Below are 16,878 nucleotides of genomic sequence, written 5' to 3'. Positions count from 1 at the left end.
GGCCGCTCCCGCGGCAGGGACACCGAAGACGCGGACCGAACCGAGCCCGAGGGCAGGAGAGCAGTACAGATGACCGTCACCGAGGACCGTCCGACCACCCTGACGACCGGCCGCGTCGTCCGGGTCACCGGGCCGGTCGTCGACGTCGAGTTCCCGCGCGACGCGATGCCCGACCTGTTCAACGCCCTGGAGGTGGAGGTCACCCTCGCCGACCTGGGCAAGACGCTGACCCTCGAGGTCGCCCAGCACCTGGGTGACAACGTGGTCCGCACCATCTCGATGCAGCCGACCGACGGCCTGGTCCGGGGTGCCGACGTCCGGGACACCGGCACGGCGATCTCGGTGCCCGTCGGCGACGTCACCACCGGTCACGTGTGGAACGCCCTCGGCCAGTGCCTGGACACCCCCGGCTACGGCGCCGACGCCCCGCGCTGGGAGATCCACCGGCACGCGCCGCCGTTCGACCAGCTCGAGGGCCGCACCGAGATGCTGGAGACCGGCATCAAGGTCATCGACCTGCTGACCCCCTACGTGGCCGGCGGGAAGATCGGCCTGTTCGGTGGCGCCGGCGTGGGCAAGACCGTGCTCATCCAGGAGATGATCCGCCGCGTCGCCCAGGAGTTCGGTGGCGTCTCGGTGTTCGCCGGCGTCGGCGAGCGCACCCGTGAGGGCAACGACCTCATCACCGAGATGACGGAGTCCGGCGTCATCGAGTCCACGGCGCTGGTCTTCGGCCAGATGGACGAGCCGCCGGGCACCCGCCTGCGGGTCGCGCTGTCCGCGCTGACGATGGCGGAGTACTTCCGCGACGAGCAGAACCAGGACGTGCTGCTCTTCATCGACAACATCTTCCGGTTCACCCAGGCCGGGTCCGAGGTCTCCACGCTGCTGGGCCGCATGCCCTCGGCCGTGGGTTACCAGCCGACCCTGGCCGACGAGATGGGCGAGCTGCAGGAGCGGATCACCTCGACCCGCGGCCACTCCATCACCTCGATGCAGGCGATCTACGTGCCCGCCGACGACATCACCGACCCGGCGCCGCACACCACCTTCGCCCACCTCGACGCGACGACGGTCCTCAGCCGGCCGATCTCGGAGAAGGGCATCTACCCGGCCGTCGACCCGCTGGACTCCACCAGCCGGATCCTCGACCCGCAGTACATCGGGCAGGACCACTACGCGATCGCCCAGACGGTGAAGCAGGTGCTGCAGCGCTACCAGGAGCTGCAGGACATCATCGCGATCCTCGGCATCGACGAGCTCTCCGAGGAGGACAAGGTCACGGTCAACCGGGCCCGGCGCGTCGAGCGCTTCCTCTCGCAGAACATGTTCGTCGCCGAGGCCTTCACCGGTCAGCCGGGTTCGTTCGTGCCGGTGTCGGAGACGCTGCAGGCGTTCAAGGCGATCACCGACGGCGAGTACGACAACGTGCCGGAGCAGGCCTTCTTCATGTGCGGTGGCCTCGAGGACCTCGAGCGCAACGCCGACAAGCTGAAGCGCGCCTGAACAAGGGCCCGCTGCCCCTCTCGCTCCGCAGGCTCAGCGAGGGGGGCAGCGGAGCCGTTCCAGCACGTCACCTGACTCGGCGAGGCCCCTGCAGCGGGGCCGTTCCGGCACCGAGACGGCCGGGTCCCCAACGGGACCCGGCCGTTCCGTGTTTCCGGACGGTGTGGCGGGTAGCTCCGTCGCCGGGGCCCGGACGGGTGGTGTGGTGCGGGTCCGCCTCAAGGGCTCCTCGGCCTGTGCCGATCTGGTGCGAGGACGCCCGGACCGGCTGGGCGACGATCGGGAGAGACGACGTGGACGGCATCACCGGGACGCGGGTGGACGGCGCCGACTGGAGCTGGCCGCCGTCCGCGGCGGTGCCCTACGTCGGCGGCCGGCAGTTCCACACCGAGGACTGGGCGCCGGCCTCGACCGTGCGTCGTCCCTGGGTGCGGGTGGGTCGCTGGACCCTGCTGTACCGGCGCTGCGCCTGAGGGGACTCCTGCAGGTCCGTCCGTCGAAGGACCCCGTCCTCCTCGCCCTCCGCGAGCTCGGGGCGGGACCCGGGACCTGGCCGCGGCGAGCCCCTGGGCGGGGCCGGCTCGAAAACGGCCTCGGCGGGTATCGCCCGATGGGGAAGCCGGGCGCGGCCGTTAGAGTGGCCCTGACCGTCGCCGTCCCATCCGGGCCGACGACCCGTACCGCCCGTCGGTGGACCTCGAGGAGTGTCGTGGCGACCCTGCATGTCGAGTTGGTGGCCGTCGAGCGGATGATCTGGTCCGGCGAGGCCCGCATGGTCGTGGCCCGCACGACCGAGGGCGAGCTCGGCGTCCTGCCCAACCACGCCCCGCTGCTGGGCCAGCTCGCCGAGGGCGGCGTCGTCACCGTCCGCACCGTCGAGGGCGAGGATCTGGTCGTCGCGGCCCACGGCGGCTTCCTGTCGGTCACCGACCGCGGCGTCTCGATCCTCGCCGAGACCGCGGAGATCTCCTCCGAGATCGACGTCGAGCGGGCCCGCGAGGCGCTGCGCCGCGCGGAGGAGGCCGGCGACGATCCCGAGGCCCTCGCCGCCGCCAGGCGCGCCCAGTCACGACTGCGCGCCGCCGGTCAGGACGCCTGAGCCGACGCCGACACCCCGCCTGACCGCCCGGCGCCCCCGATGACGACCGAACTGATCCTCCTGGTCGTCGTGGGGATCCTCGTCGGATTCGTCGTCGCGTTCCTGCTGCGCCGCCGCTTCCTGCTCTCCGGGCTCGGCGCGGTCACCATGTGGCTGCGCCCGACCGGCTCGCCGCGCTGGTCGGTGGGCGTGGCCTGGTACGGCGGCGACTCACTGCTCTGGTACCGGGCGCTGTCGCTGTCGGTGCGGCCTCAGCAGCGGCTGTGCCGTGCCGAGTTCCGGGTGCAGGGGCGGCGTCGTGCGGGCGCGGAGGACGTCGCCCTCCCGGACGACGTCGTCGTCCTCTCCTGCGCCACCGCGGCCGGCCCCCGGGAGCTGGCCATGGACCCCTCGACGGTGACGGGCTTCCTCTCCTGGGTGGAGTCCGCGCCGCCGGTGCGGTGAAGGCCCCCCTGCCCCCCACCGCTCGCACGCTCGCGGCGGGCCCCTGCAGGGGGCCGATCCATCACGTCGCGTCACGGGCGGCCCGCTGGGCGTGCGCCCCGCTGTGCGCGCCCGGCTCCCACAGCACGTCACCACCTGGGTTGGCCACCCGGGCGAGGATGAACAGCAGGTCCGAGAGCCGGTTGAGGTAGCGCGCGGTCTCGGCGTTGGTGCGCTCGCCGTCGGCCTCCAGCAGCGCCCACACGCTGCGCTCGGCCCGGCGGGTGACGACGCGGGCCTGGTGCAGCAGCGCGGCCAGGGGCGTGCCGCCGGGCAGGATGAAGCTGGCCAGCTTCGGCAGCTCGGCGTTGTAGGTGTCGCAAGCCGCCTCCAGCCGCTCGGTGTAGGCGGCCGTCACCCGCAGCGGCGGGTACTGGGGGTCCGGCGTGACCGGCGTGGAGAGGTCGGCGCCGACGTCGAACAGGTCGTTCTGCACGCTGCGCAGCAACGCGCCGAGCTCCGGGGTCGGCGACCCGAGGGCCAGCGCCACGCCGAGCACGCTGTTGGCCTCGTCGACGTCGGCGTAGGCCACCAGGCGCGGGTCGGTCTTGGCCACCCGGCTCATGTCCCCGAGGTGCGTCTGGCCGGCGTCGCCGGTCTTCGTGTAGATGCGGGTCAGCCGGACGGTCATGTCCGGAGCCTAGAAGAAGGGCCTCGCTGCCCCGCCCCAGGGAGGACCTCCCTGCCCCGCCCCAGGGAGGACCTCCCCTGCCCCCACGGCTCGCAGGCTCACGGCGGGACCCTGCAGGGAGGCAGTGGAGGCTCGCGGCGGGACCCTGCAGCGGGGCCACCGTAGGGTGGGGCGGTGGAGTGCTTCGAGGTCACCGGCGGCACGGCCCTGACCGGGCGGGTGCGGGTCACCGGCGCCAAGAACAGCGCCCTCAAGCTCATGGCCGCCGCGCTGCTGGCCGCCGGGCGGACCACCATCGACGAGGTCCCCGACATCCTCGACGTGGCGATCATGAGCGAGGTACTGCGCCGGCTCGGCTGCGAGGTGACCTACGAGCGGCACGCGCACGGTGGCGGCGGCCGGCTGGTGGTCGACGTCCCGGACAAGCCGTCGACGGAGACCGACTACGACCTGGTCCGCCGGATGCGGGCGTCGATCAGCGTCCTCGGCCCGCTCGTCGCCCGGTGCGGTTCGGCCAAGGTGGCGCTGCCGGGCGGCGACGCGATCGGCTCGCGGGGGCTGGACATGCACATCTCCGGCCTCGAGCGGCTCGGCGCCACCATCCACAGCGAGCACGGCTTCCTGGTGGCCTCCGCCCCGCGCCTCACGGGCACCTCCATCTGGCTGGACTTCCCGTCGGTCGGTGCCACGGAGAACCTGGTCATGGCCGCGGTCCTCGCCGAGGGGACGACGGTCATCGACAACGCCGCCCGCGAGCCGGAGATCGTCGACCTCTGCGCGATGCTCACCGCGATGGGCGCGCAGATCGACGGCGCGGGCACCTCGACCATCACCGTCGACGGGGTGCCGGGGCTGCAGCCGGTCACCTACACGACCGTGCCCGACCGGATCGTGGCCGGCACCTGGGCCATCGGGGCGGTGATGACCCGCGGGGACGTCGTCATCGAGCGGGCCGTCGCCGACCACCTCACCGTGGCGCTGGCCAAGCTCAGCGACGCCGGCGCGCGGGTCGAGCCGCTGCCCGACGGGCTGCGGGTCGCGATGGGCGGCCGTCCGCGCTGCGTGGACGTCGTCACGCTGCCCTACCCGGGCTTCCCGACCGACCTCCAGCCGATGGCGGTCGCGCTGGCCGCCGTCTCCACGGGGACGGCACTGATCACCGAGAACGTGTTCGAGGGCCGGTTCATGTTCGTCAACGAGCTGGTCCGGCTGGGCGCCTCCGTGCGCACCGACGGCCACCACGCCGTCGTCCGGGGCCGCGAGCGGCTCTCCAGCGCGCCGGTGCTGGCCACCGACATCCGCGCAGGCGCAGGGCTGGTGCTCGCCGGGCTGGTGTCCGACGGCGTCACCGAGGTGCAGGACGTGCACCACGTCGACCGCGGCTACCCCGACTTCGTCGAGCAGTTGCGCGGCCTGGGCGCGCAGATCGAGCGGGTGCAGCGCCCCGACTAGCGGCCCTCGGGACGGGGTCCTCTCTCAGCCGGACGGGAAGGACGAGACCAGCGCGCGGGCGCGGTCGGCGTCCTCGGGGAAGACCAGCACCTCCGCCCGGTGCGGGCCGGGGAAGCGGACGGTCGAGCGGATCCCCGCGTCGGAGAGCACCGCGCGCAGCGCCAGTGCCGACTCCCGCCGGGAGAGCGTCGCGACGCGGGTGAGCAGCCCGTCGTCCGCCGGGGGACGGCGGGCGGGGTCGCTGCGGTAGGCCCACCGGAGGAACAGCGCGAGCCCGGCGACGACGGCGAACGCGATCACCGGTCCCATGAGGTAGTGCGTGCCGGCCACTGGTGCCATCGCGTCCTCCTCTCGGCCCCTGCGAGTGTGCCACGGGGGGCGACCTGGAGGGGGCGTGTCTACTGGCCGGTAACACCCCTACACTCCGCTGGCATGCCGTTGCCTTCATCGCCGAAGGAGCGCGACCGCCCCTGGGTCATGCGCACCTACGCCGGCCACTCGTCGCCGGCCGAGTCGAACGCGCTGTACCGGTGCAACCTCGCCAAGGGGCAGACCGGCCTGTCGGTCGCCTTCGACCTGCCGACACAGACCGGCTACGACCCCGACGACGAGCTCTCCGTGGGTGAGGTGGGCAAGGTCGGCGTGCCGATCACGCACATCGGTGACATGCGCGCGCTCTTCGACGGCATCCCGCTCGACGAGATGAACACGTCGATGACGATCAACGCGACGGCGATGTGGCTGCTGGCGCTCTACCAGGCGGTCGCCGAGGAGCAGGGCCACGACGTCGGCACGCTGGCGGGGACGACGCAGAACGACATCATCAAGGAGTACCTGTCGCGGGGCACCTACGTCTTCCCGCCCGGGCCCTCGATGCGGCTGATCACCGACATGGTCGCCTACACCGTGTCGGCGATGCCGAAGTGGAACCCGATCAACATCTGCAGCTACCACCTGCAGGAGGCCGGGGCGACGCCGGTGCAGGAGATCGCCTACGCGATGAGCACCGCGATCGCCGTCCTGGACTCGGTGCGCGACTCCGGCCAGGTGCCGCGGGAGCGCTTCGGCGAGGTCGTCGCGCGCATCTCCTTCTTCGTCAACGCGGGCGTCCGCTTCGTCGAGGAGATGTGCAAGATGCGGGCGTTCACCCAGCTCTGGGACGAGCTGACCCGCGAGCGCTACGGCGTCGAGGACCCGAAGCACCGCCGCTTCCGCTACGGCGTGCAGGTCAACTCCCTGGGCCTGACCGAGGCCCAGCCGGAGAACAACGTCCAGCGGATCGTGCTGGAGATGCTCGCGGTCACCCTGTCCAAGGACGCCCGCGCCCGTGCCGTGCAGCTGCCGGCCTGGAACGAGGCGCTGGGCCTGCCCCGGCCGTGGGACCAGCAGTGGTCGCTGCGGCTGCAGCAGGTGCTGGCCTACGAGACCGACCTGCTCGAGTACGACGACCTGTTCACCGGCTCGGTGGTCGTGGAGCGGAAGGTCGCCGAGCTGGTCGAGGGCGCCCGCGCCGAGATCGCCCGCGTGCGGGAGATGGGCGGTGCGGTGGCGGCCGTCGAGTCCGGTTACATGAAGGGCCAGCTGGTCGCCTCGCTCGCCGAGCGGCGCCGTCGGATGGAGAGCGGCGAGGACGTCGTCGTCGGCGTCAACCGGTTCGAGGGCACCGAGCCCAACCCGCTGCTGGCCGACCTCGACGCCGCCATCCAGGTGGTCGACCCCGCGGTGGAGACCGCCGCGTGCGAGTCGGTGCAGAAGTGGCGTGTCGAGCGCGACCCGGAGCCGGTGCAGCGGGCGCTGGCACGGCTGCGCGAGGCGGCCGGCACCGACGAGAACCTCATGAGCGCCACCCTGGAGTGCGCCCGCGCCGGCGTGACGACGGGGGAGTGGGCCGGCGTGCTGCGCGAGGTGTTCGGCGAGTACCGGGCGCCCACCGGCGTCGCCGCGGTCGCCGGGGGCGGCGAGGCCGACGCGACGCTGGCCGACGTCCGGGAGCGGGTGCGCGCCACGGGGGAGGAGCTCGGCGGGCGGCTGCGGTTCCTGGTCGGCAAGCCCGGCCTGGACGGGCACAGCAACGGCGCGGAGCAGATCGCCGTCCGTGCCCGCGACGCCGGCTTCGAGGTCGTCTACCAGGGCATCCGGCTCACCCCGGCGCAGATCGTGAGCGCCGCGGTCGAGGAGGACGTGCACGTCGTCGGCCTCTCGGTGCTCTCCGGCTCGCACCTGCAGGTGGTGCCCGCGGTGCTGCAGGGGCTGCGGGACGCCGGCCTGGAGGACGTCCCCGTGGTCGTCGGCGGGATCGTCCCCGACAGTGACGCCCGCCGGCTGCGCGACCAGGGCGTGGCCCGCGTCTTCACGCCCAAGGACTTCGGGCTCACCGACATCATGGGCCAGATCGTCGACGTGGTCCGCGAGGCCCACGGTCTCGACGAGGGGGTCCCGACCCCGGCCTGAGGGCGGCTGGGCGCGCCGGGCCTGCGCTCACCCGCCGCGAGGCGCCCCGATCCGCACGTCGTCCGTGCCGGGGGAGAACAGCACGCTGACCGGTGAGCCGGGCGGCGCGGGGACCCCGGTCGCGGCCAGCGGGTCGCCGGTCAGCCCGGTGAGCTCCGCGCGCCGCAGCGCCCACGGAGGGTGCACCACCGGCACGTACACGGTCCGCCCGGCGACGCGGGTGTGCAGGCCCCACCACGCGGTCACGAAGACCTCGAGCGGTCCGGGCGTCACCGGCGGGCCGATGCGCAGGCCCCACTGCGCGTCCCTGCCCACGGTCACCGCGTACCGGTCGCCGTCCCGCCGCACGCGGGTCCGTGACCAGACGTAGGGCAGCCGGGGCAGCGCCCGGGCCGCCAGCACCGCCGGCAGCCGCGCGGCGTGCATGCGCCGGAAGACGACGCCGCGGCGGCCCTGCTCGTCCACCGCGTAGAGCCGGACGTTCACCTCGTCGAACGCGCCCACCCACGGCAGCGCCGGGCCGGTTGCGGGCGCGGTCCGGGCGATGCGCAGCGACACGACACCGACGTAGGTGGTGCCGGCCAGCACGTCCGGTCGGGTGCCCGGCGGTAGCAGCGGCGCGGCGACGGCGGGATCGAGCGGCCAGTGCAGGAAGGCCACGTCCCGCCACACCTGCCGCAGCACGGCCGGCCGGGCGTCGTCCGGCGGGAACGGCGATGGCAGCCCGCGGTCCACGTCAGCCCCGCAGGCCCACCACGGTGCCCTCGGTGGCGCTGCGACGGGCGGCGTCGAGCACCCGGGCGGTCGCGACGGCGTCCCGCGGGTCGACCGGTACGGGTCCCTGCCCGCGGACAGCGGCGGCGAAGGCCGGGTAGAAGCTGTCCCAACGGCCGCGTTCGGTCGGCGCCACCAGGCCCTCGTCGCCGCGGCGCAGCCGGCCCCAGCGCTCCTGCGGCTCGGCGCCCCAGCGCTCGCCCAGCGTCGCCGGCGTCTGCCCGGCCAGCAGCGCCGCCTCCTGCCCGTCCATCGGGCCACCGACGACGTAGGCGCCCTCGGTGCCGCTGACCCGGAAGCGGTCGCCGGGCGCGCCCTGGCTCCAGCTGCCCCACAGGTGCGAGTGGGCACCGTCGGCGTGGGTGAGGGCGACGAAGACGTCGTCGTCCAGCCCCGACTCCCGCACCCGCCACTCGGCGTAGACGCTCGTCACCGGGCCGAGCAGCACCAGGGCCTGGTCGACCAGGTGGCTGCCGAAGTCCAGCAGCGTGCCGCCGCCCGCGGCCGGCGGTCCCGGGTCGGGCTCGAACCGCTCGAAGCGCGACTCGAAGCGGGTCACCGTGCCCAGCCGGCCGGCGTCCACCAGTGCCCGGACGGTGCGGAAGTCGGAGTCCCAGCGGCGGTTCTGGTACGGCGCCAGCGCCAGCCGGCGGGCCGCGGCCAGCCGCACCGTCCCCTCCGCGGCCGCGGCGTCCAGGGCGAAGGGCTTGTCGCAGACCACGGCGAGGTCCAACTCGAGTGCCTGCTCGGTCAGCGGGGTGTGCGTGTCCGCCGGGGTGGAGATCGCCACCGCCTCCGCGCCGGCGTCGGCCAGCTCCTCGAGCGAGCCGAAGGTGCGCAGCCCGGGGTGCTCGGCGGCGACCTGCGCCCGCCGCTCGGCCGACGTCGTCACCACGCCGAGGAGGTCGACCTCCGGCGCGGCCGCCAGCAGGGGTGCGTGGAAGTACCGGCCGCCGAAGCCGTAGCCCACCAGTCCGAAGCGCACGGGGTCCATGCGGCGATCATGCCCCGCGGGCCTCCCGTCCCCGGTGGCCGGAGCGACCCCTGGGCCGATTGCGGTGATCACCAGTGTCGCTGTGTGTGTGAATCGTGACCGTCAGCCGCTACGGTGCCGCGCGTGCAGAGCCCTCGCCTCGCCGTTTCCGACCCCGACCGCCTCGCCGCGATCGCCAGTTACCGGCTCGAGGGCCACGCCGGCGACTCCGACCTCGATGCCGTCGTGGCCTACATGGCCCGCGCTCTGCGCGCCCCCATCGCCGTGATCAACCTCGTCGGCCCGGACCTGCAGTGCTTCCCCGCCGAGATCGGCGTCGGCGTGCCCTTCTCGAACGTCCCCGACGAGCTGTCGTTCTGGGCCTACGTGGTCGCCATGCGGGAGCCGCTGGAGGTGACCGACGCGCTCGCGCACCCGGTGTTCGCCGAGAACCCGGCGGTGGCGGCCGGCGCGATCCGCTCCTATCTCGGCGTCCCGCTGATCGACGAGGACGGTTTCGTCCTCGGCTCCCTGGGTGTCTTCGACGACGACGTCCGCTCCTTCTCCGGGGACGACCTCGACGCCCTGCAGATCCAGGTCCGCCTCGTGCGCAGCGTCCTCTCGCTGCGGCGCCAGGTCGTGGCGCACCGGTGGGACGCCCGCCTGCTGGCGTCCCAGGGACGGGTGCTCGAGTCCGTCGCCACCGGTGCGCCGCTGGACGAGGTCCTCGGCCTGCTCTCCACCGCGGTGCGCGACCTGGCGCCGGACTGCGACGCCGCACAGGAGCGGGTCCTGGCCGAGACCGTGGACCGGCTGACCACCGTGGCCACCGAAGCGGACGGGTGGCGCCGGGCCCTGACCCGGGTGGCGTGGCAGGACCCGCTGACCGGTCTCGCCAACCGTGCCCGCCTCCTCGACGCGGGCCGGGCCGCGCTCGCCCGCGGCGGCGCGGTGCTCTTCATCGACGTCGACCACTTCAAGGAGGTCAACGACCGCGGTGGGCACGCCGTGGGTGACCAGGTGCTCGTCCGCCTCGCCGAGCGCCTCCGCACGCGGCTGGAGGACGTGCCGGGCGCGGTGGTCGGGCGGCTCGGCGGCGACGAGTTCGCCGCCGTCCTGCCCGGCGTGGACAGCGGGACGGCGACGGCGCTCGGGCAGCGCCTCGTCGTCGCACTGATGGACGACGTCGAGGTCGGACGCCGCCACGTGCGGGTCTCGGCGAGCATCGGGCTGGCCATGGCCGAGCCCGGCACACCGTTCGAGGATGCCCTGCAGGAGGCCGACCGGGCGATGTACGGCGCCAAGGAGGGCGGCCGTGGGCGGTTGCACGGCGGGACCTTGCCGATCCCGAGGTCGGCTAGCGTCGGCTCATGACTGCAGAGGGCGCACCCCGGGTCGAGCGGGACGGCGACGTCGTCACGCTCACGATGTGCCGGCCGGCCAAGCGCAACGCGCTGTCCCGGGACCACATGACGCAGCTGCTGGCCGCGGTGACCGAGGTCGGGGGGAGCGACGCGGCCGGGCTGGTGATCGCCGCGGAGGGGCCGGTGTTCAGCGCCGGGCACGACTTCACCGACGTCGCCGGCCGGCCGGTCGCGGAGGTCCGCGGCCTGCTGCAGTTGTGCACCGAGCTCATGCAGACGCTGCACGACGTCCCACAGGTGGTGCTGGCCCGGGTGCACGCCCTGGCCACCGCCGCCGGCTGCCAGCTGGTGGCCTCGTGCGACCTGGCCGTCGCCGCCGAGTCGGCCGGCTTCGCCGCCCCCGGCGGCAAGGGCGGCTGGTTCTGCCACACGCCGATGGTGGCCATCGCCCGCGACGTCGGACGCAAGCGCGCCATGGAGCTGGCGTTGACCGGCGACGTCATCGACGCGGCCACCGCCCTGGACTGGGGACTGGTCAACCGGGTCGTGCCCGACGCCGAGCTCGACGACGCCGTCGCCGACCTCATGGCCCGGGCCACCCGCGGGTCGCGGGCGAGCAAGGCCTGGGGCAAGCAGACGATGCACGCCCAGCTCGGCCGGCCCGAGCGGGACGCGTACACGACCTCCGTCGAGGTCATGGCCGCCGCCAGCCAGCTCCCCGGCGCGGTCGAGGGCATGTCGGCGTTCCTGGAGAAGCGACGCCCGGTCTGGCCGGACTGACGCAGGACCACCCTTCCCCCCACGCCTCGCAGTAGAAGGACCACCCTCCCCCCACGCCTCGCAGGCTCGGCGCGGGCCCCCGAAGGGTGGCCGTTCCAGTACCTCGCCAGGTTCGCCGCGGGCCCCTGGAGGGGCCAGCGGGCCCGGGACGGGGCCGTGCAGAGGGTCGCTCGGGTGAGAGTGCCCACACGGGGGATGGGACGGCGCCGGGAGTGCTTTGTCCTCTGACGTGCGCGACAGGTGGGACCTCACCCGGCGGCGTGCTCTCGACTTCGGACGGATGACGGCCGACTCCTGAGCGCCCGCGCGCTCCGTGGTCCCCTCACACTCCGTCCCCGGAAGGCACCCCCGTGCTCGCTCGTCTCCGCCGCGTCCCCTTCGCGGCGCAGGTCCTCCTCGCCCTCGTGCTGGGCGTCACCCTCGGTCTCGTCGCCCGGGACATGGGTCCCGTCGCCGACGGGACGCCGAACTGGCTGACCAGCACCCTCCAGACCGTCGGCAGCACCTTCGTCACGCTGCTGAAGGTCCTCGTCCCCCCGCTGATCGTCACCGCGGTCATCGTCAGCATCGCCAACCTCCGGCAGGTCTCCAACGCCGCCCGCCTGGCCGGACAGACGCTGCTGTGGTTCGCGATCACCGCACTCATCGCGGTCTCCCTCGGCATCGGCCTGGGCCTGCTCACCCAACCGGGCCGCAACAGCTCCATCGACGCCGCCGCCCAAGCCGCCCCCGAGACCACCGGCTCCTGGTGGGACTTCCTCACCGGGCTGGTGCCCGCCAACATCCTCGGCCTGCAGTCCTCGGCCGACGGCGGCCTGTCCTTCAACGTGCTGCAGCTCATCGTGCTGGCCGTGGCGATCGGCGTCGCCGCGCTCAAGGTCGGCGAGCCGGCCGAGCCGTTCCTGGCGCTGACCCGCTCGGCGCTGGCGATCGTGCAGAAGCTGCTGTGGTGGGTCATCCTGCTGGCCCCCATCGGCACCGTCGGCCTGATCGGCAACGCCGTGGCCAGCTACGGCTGGGAGTCCCTCGGCTCGCTCGGCGTCTTCGCCGGGTCGGTCTACGTCGGACTCGCGCTCGTGCTCTTCGTCGTCTACCCGGTGCTGCTGCGGCTGCACGGCCTCTCGCCGCTGCGGTACTTCGCCGGGGCCTGGCCGGCCATCCAGCTGGCGTTCGTGTCCCGGTCCTCGATCGGCACCCTGCCCGTGACCGAGCGCGTGACCGAGCAGAACCTCGGGGTGCCGCGGTCCTACGCGTCCTTCGCCGTCCCGCTGGGCGCCACCACGAAGATGGACGGCTGCGCGGCGATCTACCCGGCGCTGGCGGCGATCTTCGTGGCGCAGTTCTTCGGCGTGGACCTCGGCCTCACCGACTACCTGCTGATCGCGCTGGTCTCGGTGGTCGGCTCGGCGGCCACGGCCGGCGTCACCGGCGCGGTGGTCATGCTGACGCTGACCCTCTCCACGCTGGGACTGCCGCTCGCCGGCGTGGGCCTGCTCCTGGCCATCGACCCGATCCTGGACATGGGGCGGACCGCGGTGAACGTCGCCGGCCAGGCGCTGGTCCCGACGATCGTCGCCAAGCGCGAGGGCATCCTCGACGTGGACCGGTACCGGTCGACCTCCACGGTCGACCCCGTGGCCCGGGTCGAGGTGGACGACGACCTGCGCCAGCCCGTGGCCGCCTGAGGAAGGACCCCCGGGAGGACTCGGTCCTCCCCACCGCTCGCAGGCTCGGGGCGGTGCCCTGGACGGGGCCGCCCGCAGGCCCGGCCCTCCGTCCGGAGGGCCGGGCCTGCGTCGTCTCACGGGGTACCGAGGTCGGCGCACCCGGTCTCGTGCGGCAGCAGCGGGCGCAGCGTGAGCGTCCACCGGCTGCCGTCGTCGGCGACCCACGGCGTCAGCGTGGTGGCCGACGCGGCCGCGGCCAGGACGGCGTCCGCCTCGGCACCCCGGGCGACGACGCAGGACAGGCCCGCCCCGCCGGTCAGCGGCCCGCCGGGGAGTGGCTCGCCGGGCAGCGCGGGGCCGGGCCAGGCCGCCTCCGGTTGCAGCAGCGCGGGATCGGTGGGCGGCGTCCAGGGCTCGGCGACGGCCGCCACCGCCGTGGCCTCGTAGGGCTCCGGGCCGGTGGCGCCCAGCGGCTCCGGCGAGGTGAGCACCTCGAGCAGACCGCGCAGCTCACCGCGCGCCGCCTGCTGTTCCGGGGTGAGCCCGCTGTCGTCGGGCAGCTCGAACAGTGCCGGGACCTCGCGCACCGACGTCCCCGCCTCGGTGACGAGCGTGAAGCGGGTCGTCGGGGCGTCGGCGACCGGGGGTGAGCCCAGGTCGACGGTGCTGGTCACGCCGGCCGTGACGGCGCGGTCGACGACGGTCTGCACACCGTCGGCGTCGAGCCGCCACACCTGCAGGGAGGGCAGCGCGGGCGGCGGGTAGACCGCGATCTGCGCCCCCGGCGCGACGATCCGGCCGTCGCCGTAGACGGCGACCAGCGGCACCCGGGCGGCCAGCGTCTCGGGTGTCGGAAAGCCGCCGACGTGCTCCACCTCGAGCACCACCCGGCCCGGCCCGTCGGAGATCGGCGCCGCTGGGCGACCCGCCTCGCCGCCGCCGCTCCCGGCGCACCCGGCCACCAGCACGAGCGCGGCCAGGACGGTGGTCAGCGGGACGCGTCTCACCGGGTCAGGATGCCGCGCCGCCGCTGTGTCCCCCGGCGTCCTCGGCCCATCGTTGCCGGTTCGGTACCGTCGGATCCCGTGCGCCTGGTCATCGCCCGCTGCTCGGTCGACTACGTGGGGCGGCTGACCGCCCACCTGCCCATGGCGCCGCGGCTGCTGCTGGTCAAGGCGGACGGCTCGGTCTCCGTGCACGCCGACGACCGCGCCTACAAGCCGCTGAACTGGATGACCCCGCCGTGCTCGTTCAAGGACGAGCTGGTCGACGGCTCCGGCACCTGGACGGTCACCAACAAGGCCGGCGAGCAGCTGATCATCACCATCGAGTCGGTCGAGCACGACAGCTCCCACGAGCTCGGCGTCGACCCGGGCCTGCAGAAGGACGGTGTCGAGGCCGAGCTGCAGCGGCTGCTCGCGCTGCACGTGGAGACGTTCGGCGCGGGCTGGTCGCTGGTGCGCCGCGAGTACCCGACCGCCATCGGGCCGGTGGACCTGCTCTGCCAGGACGCCGACGGGGCCACCGTGGCCGTCGAGGTCAAGCGCCGCGGCGAGATCGACGGCGTGGAGCAGCTGACCCGCTACCTCGAGCTGCTCAACCGCGATCCGCTGCTCGCGCCGGTGCGCGGGGTGTTCGCCGCGCAGGAGATCAAGCCGCAGGCGCGGGTGCTGGCCGGCGACCGCGGCATCGAGTGCCTGACCGTCGACTACGCCGTCCTCAAGGGCACCGACGACCCCACGCAGCGACTGTTCTGACGAAGGACCACCTCCTCCCACCACTCGCAGGCTCGTGGTGGGACCCGGGAGGCGGCCGGACGGGGCCAGGACTACCGGCAAGTAGCCCGGGTGCGAGACTGCCCCCGATCGCGGACGGGGTGCCCCGGGTCGGGTGCCGGCGCAGAGGAGATGGCAGCGTGGCCAGAGAACTGACCGAGGTCGGCGTGGTGGGGCTGGGCACGATGGGCGCCGGCATCGCCGAGGTGCTCGCGCGGGCGGGCCTGTCGGTCACCGCCGTGGACGTCGACGACGCGGCCGTGGCGCGCGGTCGTGAGCACCTGGAGCACTCCACCGGACGGGCGGTCCGACGCGGCAAGCTCGACCCCGCCGATCGCGACGCCATCCTCGGGCGCATCCGGTTCAGCACCTCGCTGGAGGACCTCGCGCAGACCGAGCTGGTCGTCGAGGCCGTGCCCGAGCGGCTGGAGCTCAAGCGCGAGATCTTCGCCGCCCTGGACAAGATCTGCCCGCCGGACACCATCCTGGCCACCAACACCTCGAGCCTGTCGGTCACCGAGATCTCGGTGGCCACCGGACGGCCGGGCAAGGTCATCGGCATGCACTTCTTCAACCCGGCGCCGGTCATGAAGCTGGTCGAGGTGGTGCGCACGGTCGTCACCGAGCCGTCGGTGGTCGAGGACGTCGAGGCGCTGGCCGCCCGGCTGGGCAAGGTCGACGTCACCATCGGCGACAAGGCCGGCTTCATCGCCAACGCGCTGCTGTTCGGCTACCTCAACCACGCGGTCGCCATGTACGAGAACCGCTACGCCAGCCGTGAGGACATCGACGCCGCCATGCGGCTGGGCTGCGGCCTGCCGATGGGCCCGCTGGCGCTCATGGACCTGATCGGCATCGACACCGCCTACGAGATCCTCGACACGATGTACAAGCAGTCGCGCAACCGGCTGCACGCGCCCAGCCCGATCATCAAGCAGATGATGACCGCGGGCCTGCTGGGCCGGAAGTCCGGCCGCGGCTTCTACACCTACGCCGAGCGCGACTCCGCGCAGGTGGTCCCCGACGCGCAGACCCCGGCCGAGGGCGGGGCCGCCCAGGGCGCCCGCGAGGTGCGGACGGTCGGCGTCGTCGGCTCCGGGACGATGGCGACCGGGATCATCGAGGTGGTCGCCAAGGGCGGCTACGACGTCCGCTTCGTCGCCCGCTCCCTGGAGAAGGTCGACGCGGTGCACAAGTCGCTGACGAGGTCGCTGGAGAAGCAGGTCCAGCGTGGCCGGCTCGACGAGGCCGCGCGGGACGCGGCCCTCGCCCGGGTCAGCGGGACGACGTCCCTGGACGAGCTCGCCGACCGGGACCTGGTGATCGAGGCGGTCGTCGAGTCGCTGCCGGTCAAGGAGGCGCTCTTCAGCAACCTCGGGGAGATCGCCAAGCCCGGCGCGGTACTCGCAACCACCACCTCGAGCCTGCCGGTCATCGAGTGCGCCCGCGCCAGCGGCCGGCCGGCCGACGTGGTGGGCATGCACTTCTTCAACCCCGCGCAGGTCATGCAGCTGGTCGAGGTCGTCTCGACGATCGCCACGGCACCCGACGTGGCGGCCACCGCGCACGCGGTGTCGCAGCGCCTGGGCAAGCACGCCGTCTCCTGCGCCGACCGGGCCGGGTTCATCGTCAACGCGCTGCTGTTCCCGTACCTCAACGACGCGGTCAAGATGCTCGAGGCGCACTATGCGACCGCCGACGACATCGACGCCGCGATGAAGGTCGGCTGCGGTTATCCGATGGGCCCCTTCGAGCTGCTCGACGTCGTCGGCCTCGACGTCTCGCTGGCCATCGAGCGGGAGCTCTACACCGAGTTCCGGGAGCCGGGCTTCGCCCCGGCGCCGCTGCTCGAGCACCTGGTCACCGCGGGCTACCTCGGCCGCAAGACCGGGCGCGGCTTCCGGGACTACGCGAACCGCTGAC

General features: G+C 73.7%; 16 protein-coding genes. 11 read left to right on the top strand and 5 right to left on the bottom strand.

Features of this window, described 5'->3' with window-relative positions; genetic code table 11:
* Positions 1 to 69 precede the first annotated feature (69 nt).
* The 4 genes from atpD to ACU610_RS14710 all read left to right on the top strand — a co-directional run bounded on the left by atpD (position 70) and on the right by ACU610_RS14710 (position 3,049).
* Positions 70 to 1,506: a F0F1 ATP synthase subunit beta gene (gene atpD, locus ACU610_RS14725; RefSeq protein WP_446768454.1), complete on the top strand. Its 1,437-nt coding sequence runs from the start codon at positions 70 to 72 to the stop codon at positions 1,504 to 1,506.
* A 293-nt stretch (positions 1,507 to 1,799) separates the two neighbouring features.
* The gene (locus tag ACU610_RS14720; protein WP_091212685.1) at positions 1,800 to 1,979 is read left to right on the top strand and encodes a hypothetical protein; all 180 of its coding nucleotides are present in this window, start codon (positions 1,800 to 1,802) and stop codon (positions 1,977 to 1,979) included.
* Positions 1,980 to 2,215: 236 nt separating this feature from the next.
* Entirely contained in the window at positions 2,216 to 2,605 is a 390-nt protein-coding gene (locus ACU610_RS14715) for a F0F1 ATP synthase subunit epsilon (RefSeq protein WP_446768453.1), read from the top strand.
* A gap of 39 nt (positions 2,606 to 2,644) precedes the next feature.
* Positions 2,645 to 3,049, top strand: coding sequence for a DUF2550 domain-containing protein (locus ACU610_RS14710; protein WP_446768452.1), 405 nt, complete (start codon positions 2,645 to 2,647; stop codon positions 3,047 to 3,049).
* Between the two features lie 61 nt (positions 3,050 to 3,110).
* Here the strand turns inward: ACU610_RS14710 and ACU610_RS14705 are convergent, their stop codons facing one another.
* Positions 3,111 to 3,719, bottom strand: coding sequence for a cob(I)yrinic acid a,c-diamide adenosyltransferase (locus ACU610_RS14705; protein ID WP_446768451.1), 609 nt, complete (start codon positions 3,717 to 3,719; stop codon positions 3,111 to 3,113).
* A 174-nt stretch (positions 3,720 to 3,893) separates the two neighbouring features.
* On the opposite strand from ACU610_RS14705, the gene murA reads away from it, so the two are divergent.
* Positions 3,894 to 5,171, top strand: coding sequence for a UDP-N-acetylglucosamine 1-carboxyvinyltransferase (murA, locus tag ACU610_RS14700; protein WP_446768450.1), 1,278 nt, complete (start codon positions 3,894 to 3,896; stop codon positions 5,169 to 5,171).
* Between the two features lie 24 nt (positions 5,172 to 5,195).
* On the opposite strand, the gene ACU610_RS14695 is transcribed toward murA, so the two are convergent.
* Positions 5,196 to 5,510 carry a hypothetical protein gene (locus ACU610_RS14695; protein ID WP_446768449.1) on the bottom strand — a complete coding sequence of 105 codons (315 nt, stop codon included), beginning with the start codon at positions 5,508 to 5,510 and terminating at the stop codon, positions 5,196 to 5,198.
* Positions 5,511 to 5,603: 93 nt separating this feature from the next.
* On the opposite strand from ACU610_RS14695, the gene ACU610_RS14690 reads away from it, so the two are divergent.
* Positions 5,604 to 7,622: a methylmalonyl-CoA mutase family protein gene (locus ACU610_RS14690; protein WP_446768448.1), complete on the top strand. Its 2,019-nt coding sequence runs from the start codon at positions 5,604 to 5,606 to the stop codon at positions 7,620 to 7,622.
* A 27-nt stretch (positions 7,623 to 7,649) separates the two neighbouring features.
* Here the strand turns inward: ACU610_RS14690 and ACU610_RS14685 are convergent, their stop codons facing one another.
* On the bottom strand, positions 7,650 to 8,357 hold the full coding sequence (locus ACU610_RS14685; RefSeq protein WP_446768447.1) for a YqjF family protein: 708 nt from the start codon (positions 8,355 to 8,357) through the stop codon (positions 7,650 to 7,652).
* A 1-nt stretch (position 8,358) separates the two neighbouring features.
* Positions 8,359 to 9,390: a Gfo/Idh/MocA family protein gene (locus ACU610_RS14680; RefSeq protein ID WP_446768446.1), complete on the bottom strand. Its 1,032-nt coding sequence runs from the start codon at positions 9,388 to 9,390 to the stop codon at positions 8,359 to 8,361.
* 123 nt (positions 9,391 to 9,513) lie between these two features.
* Between ACU610_RS14680 and ACU610_RS14675 the strand changes: the two genes are divergently transcribed.
* The 3 genes from ACU610_RS14675 (at position 9,514) to ACU610_RS14665 (ending at position 13,198) form a co-directional block, all read left to right on the top strand.
* The gene (locus tag ACU610_RS14675) at positions 9,514 to 10,743 is read left to right on the top strand and encodes a diguanylate cyclase domain-containing protein (protein ID WP_446768445.1); all 1,230 of its coding nucleotides are present in this window, start codon (positions 9,514 to 9,516) and stop codon (positions 10,741 to 10,743) included.
* Complete coding sequence (locus ACU610_RS14670) at positions 10,740 to 11,513, top strand: enoyl-CoA hydratase-related protein (RefSeq protein ID WP_446768444.1); 774 nt, start codon at positions 10,740 to 10,742, stop codon at positions 11,511 to 11,513. Before ACU610_RS14675 ends, ACU610_RS14670 begins: the two co-directional genes overlap by 4 nt.
* A 350-nt stretch (positions 11,514 to 11,863) precedes the next feature.
* Positions 11,864 to 13,198, top strand: coding sequence for a dicarboxylate/amino acid:cation symporter (locus ACU610_RS14665; RefSeq protein ID WP_446768443.1), 1,335 nt, complete (start codon positions 11,864 to 11,866; stop codon positions 13,196 to 13,198).
* A gap of 116 nt (positions 13,199 to 13,314) precedes the next feature.
* Here ACU610_RS14665 and ACU610_RS14660 read toward each other — a convergent pair whose 3' ends face one another.
* Positions 13,315 to 14,187, bottom strand: a complete 873-nt coding sequence (locus ACU610_RS14660; RefSeq protein WP_446768442.1) for a hypothetical protein — start codon at positions 14,185 to 14,187, stop codon at positions 13,315 to 13,317.
* 78 nt (positions 14,188 to 14,265) lie between these two features.
* Here ACU610_RS14660 and nucS point away from each other — a divergent pair, with 78 nt between their 5' ends.
* Positions 14,266 to 14,937 carry an endonuclease NucS gene (nucS, locus tag ACU610_RS14655; RefSeq protein ID WP_446768441.1) on the top strand — a complete coding sequence of 224 codons (672 nt, stop codon included), beginning with the start codon at positions 14,266 to 14,268 and terminating at the stop codon, positions 14,935 to 14,937.
* A gap of 158 nt (positions 14,938 to 15,095) precedes the next feature.
* Positions 15,096 to 16,877 (top strand): 3-hydroxyacyl-CoA dehydrogenase family protein, encoded by a 1,782-nt coding sequence (locus ACU610_RS14650; protein WP_446768440.1) that lies wholly within the window; start codon positions 15,096 to 15,098, stop codon positions 16,875 to 16,877.
* The last annotated feature ends 1 nt before the right edge of the window (position 16,878 follow it).

The sequence above is a fragment of the Geodermatophilus sp. URMC 61 genome (assembly GCF_052931555.1).
Note: the sequence above shows the minus strand (reverse complement) of the source record. Positions and strands in the feature narration are given on the sequence as shown.

Excerpts from the sequence above, each read along its gene's own strand:
- ACU610_RS14680 (WP_446768446.1), bottom strand. The coding sequence starts at position 9,390 with ATGGACCCCGTGCGCTTCGGACTGGTGGGCTACGGCTTCGGCGGCCGG.
- ACU610_RS14705 (WP_446768451.1), bottom strand. The coding sequence starts at position 3,719 with ATGACCGTCCGGCTGACCCGCATCTACACGAAGACCGGCGACGCCGGC.
- ACU610_RS14690 (WP_446768448.1), top strand. The coding sequence starts at position 5,604 with ATGCCGTTGCCTTCATCGCCGAAGGAGCGCGACCGCCCCTGGGTCATG.
- ACU610_RS14670 (WP_446768444.1), top strand. The coding sequence starts at position 10,740 with ATGACTGCAGAGGGCGCACCCCGGGTCGAGCGGGACGGCGACGTCGTC.
- ACU610_RS14710 (WP_446768452.1), top strand. The coding sequence starts at position 2,645 with ATGACGACCGAACTGATCCTCCTGGTCGTCGTGGGGATCCTCGTCGGA.
- atpD (WP_446768454.1), top strand. The coding sequence starts at position 70 with ATGACCGTCACCGAGGACCGTCCGACCACCCTGACGACCGGCCGCGTC.
- ACU610_RS14695 (WP_446768449.1), bottom strand. The coding sequence starts at position 5,510 with ATGGCACCAGTGGCCGGCACGCACTACCTCATGGGACCGGTGATCGCG.